Source organism: Streptomyces sp. NPDC029674 (assembly GCF_044903205.1).
Taxonomy (GTDB): Bacteria; Actinomycetota; Actinomycetes; order Streptomycetales; family Streptomycetaceae; genus Streptomyces.
Map to the genome: position 1 here is coordinate 329,743 of NZ_JBJDPY010000009.1, position 19,096 is coordinate 348,838.

A 19,096-nucleotide genomic window follows, 5' to 3' on the forward strand; every position below is an offset into this window, starting at 1 on the left:
ACTTGAGCGACTGCTCAAACTCCCGTACTTTGTGTTTGAGTAATCGATTTGAGCAGTCGCTCAAACAGCCGTTGACGTGGGGGTTTGCCGTGAGTCTGTACATCGAGGCACGGATACGCGCCGAACTGGACGACCTCTGGGCACGCACCCAGGAACCCGGCTCGCACCAGCGCTGGGACCTGCGCTTCACCGAGATCGACTACCTGCCGTGCGAGGAGGGCGAGCCGCAGCACTTCCGGTACGCCACGCGCGTGCTGCCCTTCCTGACCATCGCCGGCACCGGGGTCTCCGCGGGCGAGAAGCGGCGCCCCGACGGCACCCGGACGTCCGCCCTGCGCTTTGCCTCCCCGCATCCGCTCTCCCTCCTCGAAGAGGGCAGCGGCTACTGGCGCTACGTACCGACGCCGGACGGCGACATCCGCTTCCTCACCGGCTACGACTACCGCCCGCGCTGGGGCCGGTTCGGGAAGATCGCCGACCGCGTCGCCTTCCGCCCCCTCATGGGCTGGGCGACGGCCTGGTCCTTCGACCGCCTCAGGCTCTGGCTGGAGCGGGGCATCACACCGGAACGGGCCCTGCTGCACGCCGTCGCGGAGTTCACCGCCCGCGTCCTCCTCGTCGTGGCCGCGATTCTCTTCGCCCCGATGACGGCCCTCGCCACGGCGGCCCTCATGCTGATGCTGCCGCCGCTGCCCACGACGCCGGCGGCCCGCCGCTGTCTGCGTACGCCACCGGTACGGGCCCGTGACCCGCGCGTCCTCGCCACTCTCGCAGCAGTCAAGGGGCAGCACTCATGAAGCACCCCGAGTCCGTCTTCCGCACCGTGATGGGGTCCGACTTCGACCGGCTGCACCCGCAGCTCCGGCGCCGCTTCTCCGTCGGTCTCGCGAGCGGCGAGGCCTGCACCGGGCGGGGCGTCATGGACCGCATCTGGCACGGCCGGGGCTTCGTGAAGCCGTTCCTCGCGCTCGGCGGCACCCGCAACATCCTTGTCCCGCGCGAGGGCAGGAACGTGCCCTTCGTCATCGAGAACGTGCCGTACACCGACACGTACGGCCGTGAGACGGTGACCTTCGTGCGCACCTTCGACCTGCCCGGCGGCCCCCGCCGCTTCGACGCCCAGATGGTCCTCGGCCCCAAGGGCGACCGCGTGCTCGACTACCTCGGCACGCACCAGCACCTCGCCAGCGACCTGCACTTCCGGGCGGAGCCCGACGGTTCGCTGCTGATCCGCTCCGGAGAGCACCGTTTCCGTGAGGGGCCGGTGGACTGCCGTGTGCCGTCCCTCATCGGCGGTGACGCGGAGGTCCGCGAGTCGTACGACGACGCGACCGGGCGCTTCCGTATCCGGGTCCGGGTGGTGAACCGGTACGTGGGGCCGCTCTTCGGCTACGAGGGGTCCTTCGAGGCCACGTACACCGACGTCCGTACGTGCGGGGTGCGGGCCGGGCTGCGGCCCGTCCGCGAGGAGGCGCGGGCGTGAGCGCCGCGAAGGACCCCGCCAAGGCTCAGGAGACCCGGAGCAAGCTCCTCGACGGCGCCCTGCGGACGCTCACCGAGCAGGGCATCGCCAAGACGTCCGCGCGGAGCATCGCGGCGGCGGCCGGGGTCAACCAGGCGCTCGTCTTCTACCACTTCGGCTCCGTCGACGAGCTTCTCTCGGCGGCCTGCCGGTACGGCACGGAACAGCGGGTTTCCCGCTACCGGGAACGCCTCGCCGGGATCGGCTCCCTCTCCGAACTGCTCGCCTTCGGGCGGGAGATGCACGAGGAGGAGCGCGAGGCGGGGCACGTCGCCGTCCTCGGTCAGCTGCTCGCCGGGGCGCAGACCCAGCCGCGGCTGGCCGCCGCCACGGCGGCGGGGCTGGCCCTCTGGATCGAGGAGATCGAGAAGGTCCTCGTCCGGGTGCTCTCCGCGTCCCCGCTCGGGGAGTTCGTCGATCCGGTGGGGCTGGCGCGGGCGGTGGCCGCGTCGTTCGTGGGGATGGAGTTGTACGAGGGGGTCGACGCGGAGGGTACGGAGCGGGCCCTGGACTCCCTGGACCAGCTGTCCGTCCTCGTGACGGCCGTCGAGGACCTCGGGCCGCTCGCGCAGCGGGCCGTTCGTCACCGGTTGCGTCGTACGCGCAACTAGGCACCGGGCGAGGTGGGTGAGGACGCCCACAAACCACCCCCCGCCGCAACCCCTCCAAAACCGTCCACCCTAAAACCGCTCGCACGGGCGAACCCCGTTCGACACGCCAGGGAAACTCCCCTTTTGTGAGGGTATCGGCTCGTTTGGATTTCCCAGAACCTGGAGGGCGCTGTGCGGCAGCCGGAGGGCTACGACTACGAGACCCACAGCACGCTCGCCGGACCGCTCACGGAGCCGGACGGCGCAGGCGGCACGGAAGGCGAGGGGGCGTACCGGGTTCAGTACCGGAAGCTGCTGGCCAGCGAGCCGCACCGAATACGTGCCGTCCTGCTCATGACCCTCGCCCCCGTCCTCACCGGGCTCCTCCTCGTCTACCTCGTCTGGCCCACCCACTGGACCGAGCGCGAGGGCGCGGACAGCTGGCTGATCGGGCTGGACGTCACGATGCTCGTGGCGATCGCACTGATCGAGCTCTTCATGCTCGTGAACGTCGTCTCGATCGCGCACGCCACGATGGTGGCGAGGGACCCGATACCCGTCCGTCCGGAGGCCGGCACCCGCGTCGCCTTCCTCACCACGTACGTGCCGGGGAAGGAACCGCTCTCGATGGTGCGGGCGACCCTCGAGGGCGCGGTGCGGATACATCACCCCGGGCCCCTCGACGTATGGCTGCTGGACGAGGGGGACACCCCGGAGGCCAAGGCCCTCTGCGAGGAGCTGGGGGTGCGCCACTTCACGCGGCGCGGCGTGCCGGAGTGGAACCGGAAGAAGGGCCCGCACAAGGCCCGCACGAAGCACGGCAACTACAACGCCTGGCTGGCGATGCACCGGGCCGAGTACGACTTCTTCGCCTCCGTTGACACGGACCACGTCCCGCTCCCCAACTTCCTGGAGCGGATGATGGGCTACTTCCGCGATCCGGACGTCGCCTTCGTCGTGGGGCCGCAGGTGTACGGGAACTACGAGACGCCCGTCACCAAGGCCGCCGAGTCCCAGCAGTTCCTCTTCCACGCGCTGATCCAGCGCGCGGGCAACCGCTACCGCGCCCCCATGTTCGTCGGCACCAACAACGTCGTACGCATCAGCGCGCTCACCCAGGTCGGCGGCCTGCACGACTCGATCACGGAGGACATGGCGACCGGCTTCGAGCTGCACCGTCACCGCAACCCGGTCACCAAGAAGCACTGGCGCTCCGTCTACACCCCGGACGTGCTGGCCGTCGGCGAGGGTCCTGCCTCCTGGACGGACTTCTTCACCCAGCAGATGCGGTGGTCGCGGGGCACGTACGAGACGTTGTTCAAGCAGTACTGGAAGGCCCCGTTCACGATGCCGCCCGGGCGTCTCTTCTCGTACTCGCTGATGCTCGTGTACTACCCGATGACGGCGGTCAACTGGCTGCTCGGCGTGCTGAGTTGTGTGCTGTTCCTGTGGTTCGGGGCCAGCGGCACCCAGGTCGCCGCGTCCGTCTGGCTGATGCTCTACAGCGACGCGGCGGCCCTCCAGATCGGCCTCTACCTCTGGAACCGCAGGCACAACGTGTCCCCGCACGAGCCCGAAGGCTCCGGAGGCCTCGCCGGCATGGCGATGTCGGCGCTCTCCGCACCCATCTACGCCAAGTCGCTCGGCGCGGCCGTCCTGCGCCGCCCCAGCCGCTTCGTCGTCACCCCCAAGGGCGACGGCACGAGCCCCGACCGGCTCCTCACCTTCCGTATCCACCTCTTCTGGGCAGTGGTGCTCGCCACGTCGCTGGCCGCCTCCTTCGTGCTGGACCACACCCACGTGGCGATGCGCACGTGGACGGTGCTCGCGATGGCCATCTCGCTGGCGCCGGTCAGCGTCTGGGCCTTCGGTCTCGCCAAGGAGCGCAGAGCGGCCCGGCAGCAGCGGGAGCAGCGGGAGCCGGAGAAGCCGGGCCTGCGCGCCGAGAGCGAGCCGGCCCTGCGGGCCGAGAACGCGGAGGGCGAGCCGGAGCCGGCGTTCGCCACCGGCACGACGACAGGAGGGAACTGACCCATGGCCTACCGGCCCTCGAAGCGCACGAGAAAGACCGCCATCGGAGTCGGCGCGGGCGCGCTGCTCGTCGGGCTGAACGCTCCTGCCGCGCTCTCCTTCGCCGAGGAGCAGTACTACGAGTACAAGATCGCGCAGCCCGGCTACAAGAAGAAGTACGGCTCCTGGAAGCAGGTCGCCATCCCCAAGGAGTACCGCACCAACGCCATCCACGCCGCGCTGCTCCACACGGGCAAGGTGCTGATCGTCGCGGGGTCCGGCAACGAGCAGAAGAAGTTCGACTCGGGTTCGTTCGACACCGTCCTGTGGGATCCGAAGAACGACACGTTCAAGAAGATCCCCACGCCCGAGGACTTCTTCTGTTCCGGGCATGCCCAACTGCCCGACGGCCGGCTGCTGGTGGCGGGCGGCACCGCGCGTTACGAGCAGCTCGACGGGGAGGTGGAGCGGGCCGGCGGCGGTATGCGCGTGAAGAACGAGAACCCGGACAAGCCGGTGGTCCTGAAGAAGGGCACCAAGTTCCGCTCGCCGTCCGGCGTCGAGTACGTCAGCAGGTTCGACGTCGAGGTGCCGAAGGCGAAGCGGGACTACGAGATCACGTACTCCAAGTCCGGTGTGATGCAGCCCTGGAAGACGAAGGTCAAGGCGAGCGAGGCGCGGGTCTTCGTCGAGGCGGTCCAGGAGGGCGAGCAGGCGGTCACCGAGAAGTCCGCGCAGTACGAGATCGAGGGCCTGACCGGCGACGAGGCCGACAACACGTACGGCATCGCCGAGAAGATCGACATGGAGAAGCAGGACTTCCAGGGGATCAAGGCGGCGTACGAGTTCGACCCCAAGGCCGAGCGGTACATCCCGGTGGACCCGATGGACAAGGCCCGCTGGTACCCGACGCTCGTCGGCCTGGAGAACGGCAAGGTGCTCGCGGTCTCCGGACTCGACGACGTGGGCGTCGTCGACCCGGGCGACAACGAGATCTACGACCCGAAGACGAAGAAGTGGTCGGACGGTCCCAAGCGGTACTTCCCGACGTACCCCGCGCTCTTCCTCACCAAGGGCGGCAAGCTCTTCTACCCGGCGTCCAACGCGGGGTACGGACCCGCGGACAAGGGCCGCGAGCCGGGCCTGTGGGACCTGGAGACGAACAAGTTCGAGAAGGTCCCGGGACTGGAGGACCTCGACCAGACCGAGACCTCGGCGTCCGTGCTGCTGCCGCCCGCGCAGGACCAGAAGGTGATGATCATGGGCGGCGGGGGAGTGGGCGAGTCGGACAAGGCGACGCGGCGCACGGCGGTGATCGACCTCAAGGAGGAGGACCCGTCCTTCCGCACCGGCCCTCAACTGCCGCAGGGCACCCGCTACCTGAACAGCGTGCTCATGCCGGACGACTCGGTCTTCACGACGAACGGCTCCGAGGACTACCGGGGGCGCAGCGCAAGCAACATCTACAAGGCGCAGTTCTACGACCCCAAGGCGAACGAGTTCCGCGAGGCCGCGGCGCCCAAGGTGGGCCGGAACTACCACTCGGAGGCGCTGCTGCTGCCCGACGGCCGGGTCGCCACGTTCGGCTCCGACCCGCTCTACGACAACGAGCAGAACACCAAGCTCGGCCACTTCGAGCAGCGCATGGAGATCTTCACGCCGCCCGCGCTGCACCGGGGCGGCAAGAACCGCCCGGTGCTCGGCGAGGGCCCGCAGGAGCTGGCGGCGGACGGCCGGGCGACGTTCCGCACCGACCGTCCCGAGAACATCGTGTCGGCCCGTCTGATGCGCCCGAGCGCGGTGACGCACACGACGGACGTCGAGCAGCGCTCGATCGCGCTCGGCCTCACCAAGGGCAAGGGCTCGGTGACGGTGGACGTGCCGCGCGAGGACCCGGCGCTGGTGCCGCCGGGCTGGTACATGCTGTTCGTGGCCGACGAGGACGGCACGTCGTCCGAGGCGAAGTGGATCCACGTCGGCACGGACGACCGGGCGCCGCGTGACCCGTGACCCGTGATCAGGCGGCCTTGGCGTTGCGCGCGAGGCCCAGCGCGTAGTCCGGCCACCACTGCCCCGCCGCGGGGCCGCCGCGGCACGGGCCGTCCGAGTCCCCGGGCCGCTTGATCCACAGGACGGCGTCGAGCAGCGGGTCGCCCGTGCGGTCGGTCGGCGGGGTGCCGAGGCCGCGGCCCGGCGGGTTGCACCAGGCGTCCTCGCGGTCGCCGGACAGGGGGCCCTTGCCGTTGCGGCTGGTGTCCATGACGAAGTGCTTGCCGCCGACGGTCGCCGAGAGGGTGCGGCCGTACGACTTGATCGTCTCGTCGGTCTGGAAGTTGGAGACGTTCAGCGAGAAGCCGTCGGCCTGCGCGATGCCCGCCTGCCGGAGCGGCTCGGTGAGCTTGTGCGGCTCGCTGATCCAGCCGGGGTTGCCCGCGTCGAGGTAGACCTTGACCTTCGGCTGCCGCTTGAGGCGCTGGATCGCCTCGGAGAGCAGCTGGTAGCGGTCCGCGTGGTACTCGGCGGGGGTGCAGCCGTCCACGATGTGCGGGATCGCGTCGGGCTCCAGGACGACCAGGGCGGGCGCGTCGCCGATCGCGTCGGCGAAGGTGTCCACCCAGCTCCGGTAGGCGTCGGCGCCGGCCGCGCCGCCCGCGGAGTGCTGGCCGCAGTCGCGGTGCGGGATGTTGTACGCGACGAGCACGGCGGTGCGGCCCTCCTGCGCCGCGCCCCGCGTCGCCTCCGCGATGTCGGTCGCCGGATCGTCCCCGGCAGGCCACACGGCCATGGGCCGCTCGGAGATGCGCCGGAGCGCCTCGGCGTCGTGGTCGCGGCCCTGCTCCTCCCACTGTCTGACCTGACGTGCGGCGGGGCTGTCCGGGTCGACCCAGAAGGTCCCCGCGGCAGGCGTGGCGCTCGCGGCCGCGGGCTTGCGCGCGGCCGCCTCCTTCTTCCCGCCGGAGCCGGGGCCGGAGTCCGGGTCCGAGGAGGAGCAGCCTGCCGGGAGCCCGAGGGCGGCGAGGGCCGCGAGTGCCGTGAACGTGCGGAGCAGCCGGTGCATCCAGCCCCCTTGGGCGATGGTGACGGTGACAGTGACGTGACGGTCAGTCAGCCCGGCAATCGTTACATAGAGGACTAATCAAGCTCTTGTGCCACACCGCCCCCGGTGCCGAGCGCGCTGCCGAGCGGCGTGCACTCGTAGAACACATGGTGCCCGTACCGCCGCGACACCAGGAGCCCGGCGCCCCGCAGCGCCGCCAGGTGCGCCGACACGGACGACGGCGCGAGCCCGAGCCGGTGCGCGAGCCCGGTCGTGGTGTCCGGCGTGTCCAGCGCGGCGAGCACCGCGGCCCGGCCGCGGCCGAGGAGCCGTACGAGCGATTCGGGCGTACGCTCCGCCGGCTCGGCCCACAGCCCCGCGATGCCCCGCACCGGATAGGCGACCGTCGGCTGCCACGGAGCGTCGAAACCGCTGATCACGTCCGGCCAGGAGAAGACGCTCGGGATCAGCACGAGGCCTTCCCCCGACAGCCGCCGCACGTGCTCGCCGCGCCACTCGACGGTGAGCGTCCCCGCGTCCCACGACAGCCGCCGGTCCAGCTCCGGCAGCAGCCCGCCGAGACCGACCTCCGCGAGCCGCCGCGAGTGGAACGCGACATCGGCCTCCAGGAGCGCCCGCAGACGCGGCCAGTCCGGCTCGATCAGCGCGTGCCAGGCGGCCTCGAGGGTGTCCGCGAGCTCGCGCACCGCAGCCGCCGGATCGGCGAGCAGGGCGCGCCCCTTCGGGGACTCGGCGGCGCCAGGGGTGCAGGCCAGCGCCCGCGCCATGTCGTCCCGCGCCGCCACGGGATCGGAGGCGCGCACCCCGGCGATCTCCTCCTCGAAGCGGGCCGCGGGCCCGATCGGCGGCGGCCCGAGGAAGTCGGGTGAGTGTCCGCGCTGCGGCATCAGGAACCACAGCGCGGAGAGGTCGAGCCCCCGTCCTGCCTCCCGGATCCGGCGCAGCCACTGCGGGTGGTAGGTGTGCCGGTCGGGACGCCTGAGAGTGCGTACCGCCTCCTGCGTCTCCCACAGCGGCGACACCGCGAACCGGCAGCGCAGCAGGTCGTCCTGGCCGAAGTGGATGCGGAACGGCACGAAACCAGCCCCCTCGCCGAGCCCCGAAGATTCGCCCGAGCCCGAAACTCTAAGTCAGCGGCCCCGCCCGCGTGAGGCTGCGGCCATGCCCGCCAACGCCACCGAACCCACCGGCTACACCCGCGTCTTCGCCGTCCGCGAGTTCCGCGCCGTCTTCGCCGCGCACGCGCTCTCCCTGCTCGGCGTCGTCGTCAGCGAGATCGCGCTGACCGTGCTGGTCTACGACCTCACCGGATCGCCGCTGCTCGGCGCGCTCACCTTCGCGCTCGGCATGCTGCCGTACGTGGTGGGCGGCACCCTGCTCTCCGGCGTCGCCGACCGGTACCCGCCCCGCCGGGTGCTCGTCGTGTGCGACGCGGTGTGCGCCGGCTGCGCGGCCCTCATGGCGCTGCCCGCGACACCCGTAGCCGGACTGCTCGCCCTGCGCTGCGTCATCGCCCTCGTCGCGCCCGTCTTCAACGGCACGCGGATGGCGACCCTCACCGACATCCTGGGCGACGGCGACCTCTTCGTCCTCGGCCGCTCCCTGCTGCGGATCGTCTCGCAGAGCTCCGTCCTGGTCGGCTTCGGGCTCGGCGGCGTACTGCTCACCGTCGTGACGCCGCGCGGGGCGCTCGCCATCACCGTCTGCACGTTCGCGGCGTCGGCGCTGCTGCTGCGGTGCGGGACGCGGCGGCGGCCCGCGCGGGGCAGCGGTGACGCCGCGCTCGTGCGCCACTCGCTGGGCGGCGCCCGGCAGGTCCTCGGCGACCGCCGGGTGCGGGCCCTGCTGCTGCTCTTCTGGGTGCCACCGATGTTCCTGGTCGTCCCGGAGGCGCTCGCCGCCCCCTACGCGGACGAGATCGGCGTCGGCGTCACGGGCGTCGGACTGCTCATGTGCGCGATGCCGGTGGGCACCATCGCGGGCGAGCTGTACGCCGGGTCCGCGCTGTCCGCGTCCGCCCGCGCCCGCATCGTGCTGCCGCTCGCCTCGCTCACCCTGGCGCCCCTCACCGTGTACGCGGTCACGCCCGGCCTCGTCCCCGCGCTGGCCGCCCTCGCGCTCGCCGGGGCCGGCTCCGCGTACACCCTGGGCCTGGACCGCTGGTTCGTCGACGCGGTGCCGGAGGGGCTGCGGGGACGCGCGATGACGGTGCACACGGCGGGGCTGATGACGATCCAGGGCGTCGGCATGGCGCTCGCGGGTCTTGCCGCCGAGTTCTGCGCGGTGAGCACGGTCGTCACGGCGGCGGGCGTCATCGGCACGGTCTGCTGCCTGCTCCTGGTGGCGGAGGTGCGGCGTACGACCGAATCGCGAGACGGGGCTGACCAGCATGTGACCGGCGGGTAAGGTCGATGCCGTGCCGAAGCCGCTCAGCCTCCCCTTCGATCCCATCGCCCGCGCCGACGAGCTCTGGAAGCAGCGCTGGGGATCGGTCCCGGCCATGGGCGCGATCACCTCGATCATGCGGGCGCACCAGATCCTGCTCGCCGAGGTCGACGCGGTCGTCAAGCCGTACGGACTGACCTTCGCGCGCTACGAGGCGCTGGTGCTGCTCACCTTCTCGCAGGCCGGCGAGTTGCCGATGTCGAAGATCGGCGAGCGGCTGATGGTGCATCCGACGTCCGTGACGAACACGGTCGACCGGCTCGTGAAGTCCGGGCTCGTCGACAAGCGCCCGAACCCCAACGACGGCCGCGGCACGCTCGCCTCCATCACCGAGAAGGGCCGCGAGGTCGTCGAGGCGGCCACGCGCGAGCTGATGGCGATGGACTTCGGGCTCGGGGTGTACGACGCGGAGGAGTGCGGGGAGATCTTCGCGATGCTGCGGCCGCTGCGGGTGGCCGCGCGGGATTTCGAGGAGAAGTAGGCCCGGTCGCCGGGCGACGGGCCCGCTCGTTCCGGTCGGGGCGGGGGCGGCGAAGATCGCGCGAAAAGGACGGTTACGCTCGTAGCCATGAAACGCAGCGTGCTGACCCGCTACCGGGTGATGGCCTACGTCACCGCCGTCATGCTCCTCATCCTGTGCGCCTGCATGGTGGCCAAGTACGGCTTCGACAAGGGCGAGGGTCTGACGCTCGTCGTGTCGCAGGTGCACGGCGTGCTCTACATCATCTACCTGATCTTCGCCTTCGACCTGGGCTCCAAGGCGAAGTGGCCGTTCGGGAAGCTGCTGTGGGTGCTGGTCTCCGGCACGATCCCGACGGCCGCGTTCTTCGTCGAGCGCAAGGTCGCCCGTGACGTCGAGCCGCTGATCGCCGACGGTTCGCCGGTCACCGCGAAGGCGTAACCCGCACCGTCACGGACAGGTCCGTGGCGGTTGCCCATCGACTTTTACTAGGACGTCCTAGTAAATTCAATGGTATGGACGCTGACGCGATCGAGGAAGGCCGCCGACGCTGGCAGGCCCGTTACGACAAGGCCCGCAAGCGCGACGCGGACTTCACCACGCTCTCCGGGGACCCCGTCGACCCGGTCTACGGGCCGCGGCCCGGGGACACGTACGACGGGTTCGAGCGGATCGGCTGGCCGGGGGAGTACCCCTTCACGCGCGGGCTCTACCCGACCGGGTACCGCGGCCGGACCTGGACCATCCGCCAGTTCGCGGGCTTCGGCAACGCCGAGCAGACGAACGAGCGCTACAAGATGATCCTCGCCAACGGCGGAGGCGGCCTCTCCGTCGCCTTCGACATGCCGACCCTCATGGGGCGCGACTCCGACGACCCGCGCTCGCTCGGCGAGGTCGGCCACTGCGGTGTCGCCATCGACTCCGCCGCCGACATGGAGGTCCTCTTCAAGGACATCCCGCTCGGCGACGTCACGACGTCCATGACGATCAGCGGGCCCGCCGTGCCCGTCTTCTGCATGTACCTCGTCGCGGCCGAGCGCCAGGGCGTCGACCCGGCCGTCCTCAACGGCACACTGCAGACCGACATCTTCAAGGAGTACATCGCCCAGAAGGAGTGGCTCTTCCAGCCCGAGCCGCACCTGCGCCTCATCGGCGACCTGATGGAGCACTGCGCGCGCGACATCCCCGCGTACAAGCCGCTCTCGGTCTCCGGCTACCACATCCGCGAGGCCGGGGCGACGGCCGCGCAGGAGCTCGCGTACACCCTCGCGGACGGTTTCGGGTACGTGGAGCTGGGCCTCTCGCGCGGACTCGACGTGGACGTCTTCGCGCCCGGCCTCTCCTTCTTCTTCGACGCGCACGTCGATTTCTTCGAGGAGATCGCCAAGTTCCGCGCTGCACGCAGGATCTGGGCCCGCTGGCTGCGCGACGAGTACGGCGCCAAGACCGACAAGGCCCAGTGGCTGCGCTTCCACACGCAGACGGCGGGTGTCTCGCTCACGGCGCAGCAGCCGTACAACAACGTGGTGCGTACGGCCGTGGAGGCGCTGGCGGCGGTGCTGGGAGGGACCAACTCCCTGCACACCAACGCCCTCGACGAGACCCTCGCGCTGCCCAGCGAGCAGGCCGCGGAGATCGCGCTGCGTACGCAGCAGGTGCTCATGGAGGAGACGGGCGTCGCGAACGTCGCCGATCCGCTGGGCGGCTCCTGGTACATCGAGCAGCTCACCGACCGCATCGAGGCCGACGCGGAGAAGATCTTCGAGCAGATCAGGGAGCGGGGGCGGCGGGCCTGCCCCGACGGGCAGCACCCCATCGGGCCGATCACCTCCGGCATCCTGCGCGGCATCGAGGACGGCTGGTTCACCGGCGAGATCGCCGAGTCCGCGTTCCAGTACCAGCGGTCCCTGGAGAAGGGCGACAAGCGGGTCGTCGGCGTCAACTGCCTTGAGGGCTCCGTCACGGGTGACCTGGAGATCCTGCGGGTCAGCCATGAGGTCGAGCGCGAGCAGGTGCGGGAGCTCGCGGCGCGCAAGGGGCGGCGGGACGACGCGCGTGTCCGGGCCTCGCTCGACGCGATGCTTGCCGCTGCGCGGGGCGGGGCGAACATGATTGCTCCCATGCTGGAGGCGGTGCGGGCGGAGGCAACCCTCGGGGAGATCTGCGGGGTGCTTCGCGATGAGTGGGGCGTGTATGTGGAGCCGCCGGGGTTCTAGGCCTCGTCGCCGGCTGCGGGCGGGTGGGGGCTGGCCGCGCAGTTCCCCGCGCCCCTGGAGGGGCCTGTCGTGCGTGGTTGGCTGCGGGTGGGTGGGGGTTGTTCGCGCAGTTCCCCGCGCCCCTGGAGGGGCCCGTCGTGCGTTGTCGTCTGCGGGCTGTGGGGGTTGAGCGCGCAGTTCCCCGCGCCCCTGGTGGGGCGCCTGCGCGTTGCCGGGTGCGGGGGTGTTTTTAGGGGCGCGGGGAACTGCGCGACCAGCCCCCACCCACCCGCAGATGTGGACGAAAGAGGCAAAGTGCCCCCGCCCCGGCCGGGCGGCGAGAATTCGTAGGTTTGAGGCCCAGGGGCCAGGGCAGGCGCACGCGCGGTCAACCACCCCCCGCCCCAGGAGCCCCCGTGACCTCGACCGGCCCGACCGGCCACGCCCGCACCGCCGCCATCGCCATCGGAGCCGCGACCGCCACCGTTCTCGGTGCGCTGCTCATCGGCGGTTCCGGTGAGGTGAGTGCGAGCCCGCCGCCCGAGCCGAAGGTTCAGGACGACTTCGACTCGCTCGGCCCCGAGGTGCGTGCCGCGAAGCTCTCCGACGGGCGGACGGCCCACTACTCGGACACGGGCAACAAGGACGGCAAGCCCGTCCTCTTCATCGGCGGCACCGGCACCAGCGCCCGCGCCTCGCACATGACGGACTTCTTCCGCTCGACGCGCGAGGACCTGGGCCTGCGCCTCATCTCCGTGGAGCGCAACGGCTTCGGCGACACCGCGTTCGACAAGAAGCTGGGCGCCGCCGACTTCGCGAAGGACGCCCTCGAAGTCCTCGACAAGCTGGGCGTGGACGACGTGTCCGTCGTCGCGATATCCGGCGGCGGCCCCTACGCCGCCGAGCTCGCCGAGCGCGCCCCCGGGCGGATCTCTCAGCTGCACCTCGCGGCCGCGCTGCCGCCGTTCGGCGCGAAGCCCGCGTACTGCGATCTCTCCGACGACGCGCTCACCGACGCCGTGAAGGACCAGATCAAGGACCCCCGCAAGTGGTGGGCGTTCCCCGACGACAGCCCCGTGAAGTCGATCCCGGGCTTCGCCGACACGGCGTACGAGGAAGGCGCGCGCACCTACAACCAGCGCGGCCAGCAGGCCGACCCGGCGCCCCAGGTGCACGAGCAGAAGCTGTACTGCGAGCGCCCGGGACCCGACCTGTCGAAGCTGGACGCACCCGTCTACCTCTACGGCGGCAAGAAGGACACCACCGTGCCGCCCGCCACGCTGAAGACCTGGCAGGAGGCGCTGCCGGGCGAGGCGAAGGTGCGCTCGTACGCGGACTCCGGGCACGACGTGCAGTACCGCCACTGGGACCAGATCCTCGTCGACCTGGCCGGGCACGGGGACCGCACCGTGGTGTGCAAGGGCGACCACACCCGCGTACTGATGGCCCGCGACGCCGACCGGCTCCTCGGCAAGGGCAAGGCCACGCTGGGCAGCTGCGCCTGGAACGAGAAGTAGCCCGGCGGAGTCTCAGGACGCGGGCAGGGTGAGGCGGAACAGTGCGCCGCCGCCCGGCGCCCGTTCCGCCGTCAGCTCCGCTCCGTGCGCGTGCGCGATCTGCCGGGCCATCGCGAGGCCGAGGCCCGAGCCCGGCAGTGCGCGGGCCTTCTCCGCGCGGTAGAAGCGGTCGAAGACGTACGGCAGGTCCTCCTCCGCGATGCCGGGGCCGTGGTCGCGGACGGTCAGCTCCGCCGTGGTCCGCTCCGTGGTGGTCAGCGTGACTTCTACCGGTGCGCCGGGCGGGCTGAACTTCGCCGCGTTGTCGACGAGGTTGGTGAGCAGCCGGGACAGCCGCGCCGGTACGCCGGGCACGCTGAGCTCCGCCGCCTCCGGCGCCACCTGGAGCGTGAACGGGATGGCGGGCCAGTGGCCGCGCGCCGCGTCCACCGCGTGGGCGGCCAGCGGGGCGAGCCGTACCTCTTCGAGCAGCGGCTGCGGCTCCGCGTCCCTGGCCAGCTCGATCAGGTCGTTCACCAGGCCGGTGACCTCGCGCAGCTGGCGGCCGAGCGCGCCGGACGCCCGGTCGCGCTGGGCGTCCGTCAACCGGTCCGCCTTCGCGAGCAGCTCGGCGTTCGTGCGCAGCGCGGTCAGCGGGGTGCGCAGCTCGTGCGAGGCGTCGGCGACCAGTCGGCGGCGCGCGGCCACGGACTCCTCCAGCTCGGCGAGCATCGTGTTGAAGGTGGCGGCAAGGCGGGTCACCTCGTCCTCGTGCCCGTCACGGCCCGGCGGTCCCGGCGGCAGCTCGATGCGGTGCCGGGCGTCCCGCGTCGCCGCGATGCGCTCGGCCGTGGCGGTGAGGCGGGTGATCGGCGCAAGGCCGGTGCGCGAGACCCAGTAGCCGCCGGCCGCGGAGAGCAGCACGCCCGCGCCGCCCACCGCGGCCAGCAGCCCCGCGGCCTGCCGCACGCCGCGCTCCGCGATGTCCGCGCGCAGCGCGACCTGCACCGCCTCGCCCTGCTTGCCGAAGGTGGTGGTGTAGAGGCGTCCCGGCTTGCCGCCCGGCAACGTGAAGTTCGAGTAGTACGGGGTGCGGCGGCCTGCCGCGACGTCCCGGGCCGGCCCGTCCACCGGCAGCAGGTACGGCTCCGCCGGGTCGTCCGCCGCGTCCGCCGGGACGATCTGCGAGCAGGCGGGCGCGCCCAGGAACCGGCACTCGCCCGTCATGACGCCGGGCCCCTCGGAGCGGTGCTGCTGGGCGATGAGCGTCGCCGACTGGGCGAGGTTCTGGTCGAGCTGCTGGTACAGCTTGTAGCGGATCACGAAGAACGCCGCGGCGCACACCCCGATCGCCACCACCGCCACGGCCGCGGCGGCCATCACCGCGAGGCGGGTCCGCAGCGGCCTGCGGCGCCGCCAGCGGGCGCCGAGCCTGCGCCGCGCGCTCACGGGGAGCCCAGCCGGTAGCCGACGCCGTGCACGGTGTGGACGAGGCGGGGCTCGCCGCCCGACTCCAGTTTGCGGCGCAGGTAACCGACGTACACGGCGAGGGAGTTGGAGTCCGGCCCGAAGTCGCGGCCCCACACGGCCTGCTGGATCAGGTCGCGCGGCAGGACCTGGCCCGCGTTGCGCAGGAGCAGCTCCAGCAGGACGGCCTCCGTACGGCTGAACTCGACGCGGCGCCCGCCGCGGCTGCCGGTGCGCGTCGCGGGATCGAGGACGAGATCGCCGTACGAGAGGTCGTCGCCGTCGTCCGCGGCCCGCTCCGGCGTCGCCCGCCGCAGCAGCGCCCGCACCCGGGCCACCAGCTCGTCCAGGGCGAACGGCTTGACCAGGTAGTCATCGGCGCCCGCGTCCAGACCGTCCACGCGCTCGCTCACCGAGTCCAGCGCGGTCAGCACGAGGACCGGGGTGCGGTCGCCCGCGGCGCGCAGCTGGCGGCAGACCGCGAGGCCGTCCATGACCGGCATCAGGACGTCCAGGACCACCAGGTCCGGCTGCCAGCGGGCCACCGCCGTGAGCGCGCGATGACCGTCCGCCGCGCCCCGCACGTGGTGACCCTCGACCGTCAGGGCGTCCTCGACGGCGGCCCGTACCTCGGGGTCGTCGTCGACGACGAGGATCCGGTGCGGTGCCGTCCCGCCCGCGCCCGGCGGGCCGCCCTTGCTGGTCACGCTCGCGAAACTCATGCACCAAAGGTGCCAAACGCGGCTCTTAAAACCCTCTTAGACCCTCGCGTGAGGCTCCACTGCCATGCGAACCTCTCTCTCCGTCGTGATCGGCGCGGGCGGCACCGGCGGGCACATCTACCCCGGCCTCGCCCTCGCCGACGCGCTGCGCCGGGCCGTGCCGGACGCGGTGATCTCCTTCGTCGGCACCGAACGGGGCCTGGAGACCCGGCTCATACCCGACGCCGGGTACCGCCTCCACACCGTCGACATGATCCCCTTCGACCCGTCGCTCGGTGCCCGCCGCTATCTGCTGCCGGCCGCACTCCTGAAGTCCGGCGCCCAGTGCCGGGCCATCCTGCGCGAGCAGGGCGCGCAGGCCGCCGTCGGCATGGGCGGCTACCCCAGCGCCCCCGTCATCGTCGGCGCCCGCATGGCCGGACTGCCCAGCCTCATCCACGAGTCCAACGCCGTACCCGGACGCGCCAACCGGTTCGCCGCCCGGCTCACCCCGAACATCGCGGTCGCCTTCGACCGCAGCCGCGCCCACCTGCCGGGCGGCGAACGCGCGCACACCACCGGGATGCCCATCGCCGCGCCGCTCGCCGCGCTCGACCGGGCCGCGCTGCGCGACGAGGCCCGGCGCGAGCTGGGCGTGCCGCCCGGCGCCCGCCTGATCCTCTTCAACGGCGGCAGCCTCGGGGCGGCCCGCCTCACCGAGGCTGCGGTCGGCCTCGCGGAGCGGTGGCGGGACCGCCGCGACGTCCACCTGCTCATCAAGACCGGCCCGGCGGCGCTGGAGGAGACCCGCGCCCGCCTGGCCCTCGAAGGCGGGGACGCCGTCGCCCGCGCCGTCCCCTACCTCGACCGCATGGACCTCTCCTACGCCGCCGCCGACCTCGTCGTCTGCCGGGCCGGCTCCGCGACCGTCGCCGAACTCGCCGCCACCGGCGTCCCCGCCGTCCTCGTGCCCTACCCGCACGCGCCCGGCGACCACCAGACCCACAACGCCCGGGTCCTCTCCGACGCCGGCGCGGGGATCCTCCTGCCCGACGCGGAGACCACCGCGGACCGCCTCGCGCGGACCGTCGGGCCGCTGCTCGCGGACCCGGTGCGGCTCGCCGCGATGAGCGGAGCCGCGGACCCCGGCCCGCACGCCCACGCGGCCGGCCTGCTCGCCGAGCGGGTCCTGCACCTCGCCCACACCACACCCCACCTGGAGTACGCATGAACACCACCTTCTCCTGGCAGGACCGCACCGTCCTCGTCACCGGCGCCGAGGGCTTCATCGGCTCGACCCTCGTCGACCTGCTCCTGGAGGCGGGCGCGAAGGTCCGCGCCTTCGTGCACTACAAGCCGTACGCGGAGAAGGGCCACCTCGCCCACCTCCTCGGCGACCCGCGGGTCGAGATGATCGCGGGCGACGTGCGGGACGCGGGGCGCGTGATGGACGCGGTCGCCGGCTGCGACACGGTCTTCCACCTCGCCGCGCTGATCGGCATCCCGTACTCGTACGACTCCCCGGGCGCGTACGTCCAGACGAACGTGGTCGGCACGGAGAACGTCGCCGAAGCCTGCCGGCGGCACTCCGTGCGGCGCATGGTGCACACGTCCACGAGTGAGGTGTACGGGACCGCGCTGACGGCGCCGATCAGTGAGTCCCACCCGCTCCAGCCGCAGTCGCCGTACTCCGCGTCGAAGATCGGCGCCGACATGATGGCGCTCTCGCACTGGCACGCCTTCGAACTGCCGGTGACCGTGGTGCGCCCCTTCAACACGTACGGGCCGCGCCAGTCGGCGCGCGCCGTCATCCCCACGATCCTCGCCCAACTGCACGCGGGCGCCCGGGAGATCAAGCTGGGCTCGCTGACGCCCACGCGGGACTTCACGTACGTGACGGACACGGCGCGGGGGTTCATGGCGATGGCGGTCGCCGACCGGGCGCTCGGCCACGCGGTCAATCTCGGCGTGGGCCGGGAGATCTCCATCGGTGACCTCGCGGAGGCGCTGATCGCGGCGTCGGGGCGGGAGGCGTCCGTGGTCGTCGATCCGGCGCGGCTTCGGCCCTCCGGGAGCGAGGTGGAGAGGTTGCTGTCGGACAACTCCCGGGCCCGGGAGTGGGCGGGGTGGGTTCCGGAGGTCTCCCTCACGGAGGGCTTGAAGCACACCTCGGCCTGGGTCGCCGAGAATCTGCACCTGTTTGCGCCTGAGCGGTATCAGGTCTGAGCTTTGGGTGCGGGGCGGTGGGGGCTTGTCGCGCAGTTCCCCGCGCCCCTGACTCGACCGTGCTTGCGTCACCCGCTCAGGGCTGCGCCGCTGCCGCCGCCAAGCCGCCGAGCAGCAGCAAAGTAAAGCGGCGTGCCCACTCCTCGTCCACCGGTTCCGCGCTGACCAGGGCGCGGTGGACCACCGCGCCGGCGATCACGTCGAAGATGAGGTCGGCGGTGCGGGACGCGGCCAGGGGGTCTGGTTCGGGTGGGAGTTCGCCGCGGGCCTGGGCGCGCTCGCGGCCCGCGAGGACCAGCCGTTTCTGGCGGTCGACGATGGACGCGCGGATGCGGTCCCGCAGGGGCTCGTCCGTCGTGGACTCGGCGACCACCGCCATCAGCGCGGTCTTCGTCTCGGGGCGCCCGAGCAACACCGCGAACTGCAGGACGACGCCCTCGATGTCGGCGGCCAGGCTGCCCCGGTCGGGGAGTTCCAGTTCGTCGAAGAGTTCCGCCACCGCGTCCACGACCAGCTCGCTCTTGCCCGCCCAGCGCCGGTACAGGGTCGTCTTGGCGACGCCCGCGCGCGTGGCGACGGCGCCCAGCGTCAGCTTGGACCAGCCGAGTTCGACGAGGCCCTGCCGGGTCGCCTCCAGGATCGCGGCGTCGGCGGTCGCGCTGCGCGGGCGGCCCCCGGTGCGGGCGGGTGGAGTGGTGGACGTACGGCTCTGCATGGCCGCGACCATACCGGCCAGTACGGAGCGGTCCCGGGTGCACAGTGAGGGAGATCACCGGGAGGGGCTCCCCAGCACCCCGTCACGGCAGTTACGCTACGACGCGTAGCGAAAGCCACGAGAGACGTCGGCCGGAGCCACGAGAGACAACCACACAGCACGACCACCGGCACGGGGTGGGGACCCCGCGCCAACCTTTGGACCGTGTCGC

Annotated in this window: 17 protein-coding genes; 12 read left to right on the forward strand and 5 right to left on the reverse strand. The window is 72.0% G+C overall.

Annotated features, from left to right (window positions below; translation table 11 throughout):
* The first annotated feature begins 89 nt into the window (after positions 1-89).
* The 5 genes from ACI2L3_RS23485 to ACI2L3_RS23505 all read left to right on the forward strand — a co-directional run bounded on the left by ACI2L3_RS23485 (position 90) and on the right by ACI2L3_RS23505 (position 6,132).
* Entirely contained in the window at positions 90-797 is a 708-nt protein-coding gene (locus ACI2L3_RS23485) for a hypothetical protein (protein WP_404754329.1), read from the forward strand.
* Positions 794-1,483 carry a DUF4166 domain-containing protein gene (locus tag ACI2L3_RS23490; RefSeq protein WP_404754330.1) on the forward strand — a complete coding sequence of 230 codons (690 nt, stop codon included), beginning with the start codon at positions 794-796 and terminating at the stop codon, positions 1,481-1,483. The genes ACI2L3_RS23485 and ACI2L3_RS23490 overlap by 4 nt, the downstream gene beginning before the upstream one ends.
* Positions 1,480-2,133 carry a TetR/AcrR family transcriptional regulator gene (locus ACI2L3_RS23495; protein WP_404754331.1) on the forward strand — a complete coding sequence of 218 codons (654 nt, stop codon included), beginning with the start codon at positions 1,480-1,482 and terminating at the stop codon, positions 2,131-2,133. Before ACI2L3_RS23490 ends, ACI2L3_RS23495 begins: the two co-directional genes overlap by 4 nt.
* Before the next feature lie 171 nt (positions 2,134-2,304).
* Entirely contained in the window at positions 2,305-4,143 is a 1,839-nt protein-coding gene (locus tag ACI2L3_RS23500) for a glycosyltransferase family 2 protein (RefSeq protein WP_404754332.1), read from the forward strand.
* A gap of 3 nt (positions 4,144-4,146) precedes the next feature.
* Positions 4,147-6,132, forward strand: coding sequence for a galactose oxidase-like domain-containing protein (locus ACI2L3_RS23505; RefSeq protein WP_404754333.1), 1,986 nt, complete (start codon positions 4,147-4,149; stop codon positions 6,130-6,132).
* Between the two features lie 7 nt (positions 6,133-6,139).
* Here ACI2L3_RS23505 and ACI2L3_RS23510 read toward each other — a convergent pair whose 3' ends face one another.
* Both ACI2L3_RS23510 and ACI2L3_RS23515 read right to left on the reverse strand, forming a co-directional pair.
* A complete protein-coding gene (locus ACI2L3_RS23510) occupies positions 6,140-7,180 on the reverse strand; it encodes a glycoside hydrolase family 6 protein (protein ID WP_404754334.1) in 1,041 nt (346 codons plus the stop codon).
* A 74-nt stretch (positions 7,181-7,254) separates the two neighbouring features.
* A complete protein-coding gene (locus ACI2L3_RS23515) occupies positions 7,255-8,256 on the reverse strand; it encodes a DUF5937 family protein (RefSeq protein ID WP_404754335.1) in 1,002 nt (333 codons plus the stop codon).
* Here ACI2L3_RS23515 and ACI2L3_RS23520 point away from each other — a divergent pair.
* From ACI2L3_RS23520 to ACI2L3_RS23540, 5 genes are all read left to right on the forward strand, one after another.
* Positions 8,243-9,586 carry an MFS transporter gene (locus ACI2L3_RS23520; RefSeq protein WP_404754336.1) on the forward strand — a complete coding sequence of 448 codons (1,344 nt, stop codon included), beginning with the start codon at positions 8,243-8,245 and terminating at the stop codon, positions 9,584-9,586. The two genes, ACI2L3_RS23515 and ACI2L3_RS23520, sit on opposite strands and share 14 nt — an antisense overlap.
* 10 nt (positions 9,587-9,596) lie before the next feature.
* Positions 9,597-10,106 (forward strand): MarR family winged helix-turn-helix transcriptional regulator, encoded by a 510-nt coding sequence (locus ACI2L3_RS23525; protein WP_404754337.1) that lies wholly within the window; start codon positions 9,597-9,599, stop codon positions 10,104-10,106.
* 87 nt (positions 10,107-10,193) lie between these two features.
* Positions 10,194-10,526: a DUF3817 domain-containing protein gene (locus ACI2L3_RS23530; RefSeq protein ID WP_398301307.1), complete on the forward strand. Its 333-nt coding sequence runs from the start codon at positions 10,194-10,196 to the stop codon at positions 10,524-10,526.
* Between the two features lie 74 nt (positions 10,527-10,600).
* On the forward strand, positions 10,601-12,301 hold the full coding sequence (locus tag ACI2L3_RS23535) for a methylmalonyl-CoA mutase (RefSeq protein WP_404754338.1): 1,701 nt from the start codon (positions 10,601-10,603) through the stop codon (positions 12,299-12,301).
* A gap of 395 nt (positions 12,302-12,696) precedes the next feature.
* Positions 12,697-13,797, forward strand: a complete 1,101-nt coding sequence (locus tag ACI2L3_RS23540; protein WP_404754339.1) for an alpha/beta fold hydrolase — start codon at positions 12,697-12,699, stop codon at positions 13,795-13,797.
* A gap of 12 nt (positions 13,798-13,809) precedes the next feature.
* Here the strand turns inward: ACI2L3_RS23540 and ACI2L3_RS23545 are convergent, their stop codons facing one another.
* Complete coding sequence (locus ACI2L3_RS23545; RefSeq protein ID WP_404754340.1) at positions 13,810-15,225, reverse strand: sensor histidine kinase; 1,416 nt, start codon at positions 15,223-15,225, stop codon at positions 13,810-13,812.
* Complete coding sequence (locus tag ACI2L3_RS23550; RefSeq protein WP_404754341.1) at positions 15,222-15,965, reverse strand: response regulator transcription factor; 744 nt, start codon at positions 15,963-15,965, stop codon at positions 15,222-15,224. Before ACI2L3_RS23550 ends, ACI2L3_RS23545 begins: the two co-directional genes overlap by 4 nt.
* Before the next feature lie 64 nt (positions 15,966-16,029).
* Here ACI2L3_RS23550 and ACI2L3_RS23555 point away from each other — a divergent pair, with 64 nt between their 5' ends.
* Together ACI2L3_RS23555 and ACI2L3_RS23560 are read left to right on the forward strand one after the other, a co-directional pair.
* Positions 16,030-17,175, forward strand: coding sequence for a UDP-N-acetylglucosamine--N-acetylmuramyl-(pentapeptide) pyrophosphoryl-undecaprenol N-acetylglucosamine transferase (locus ACI2L3_RS23555; protein WP_404754342.1), 1,146 nt, complete (start codon positions 16,030-16,032; stop codon positions 17,173-17,175).
* Positions 17,172-18,170 carry an SDR family NAD(P)-dependent oxidoreductase gene (locus ACI2L3_RS23560; protein WP_404754343.1) on the forward strand — a complete coding sequence of 333 codons (999 nt, stop codon included), beginning with the start codon at positions 17,172-17,174 and terminating at the stop codon, positions 18,168-18,170. The genes ACI2L3_RS23555 and ACI2L3_RS23560 overlap by 4 nt, the downstream gene beginning before the upstream one ends.
* 76 nt (positions 18,171-18,246) lie before the next feature.
* Here ACI2L3_RS23560 and ACI2L3_RS23565 read toward each other — a convergent pair whose 3' ends face one another.
* Positions 18,247-18,885, reverse strand: a complete 639-nt coding sequence (locus tag ACI2L3_RS23565; protein WP_404754344.1) for a TetR/AcrR family transcriptional regulator — start codon at positions 18,883-18,885, stop codon at positions 18,247-18,249.
* Between the last annotated feature and the right edge of the window lie 211 nt (positions 18,886-19,096).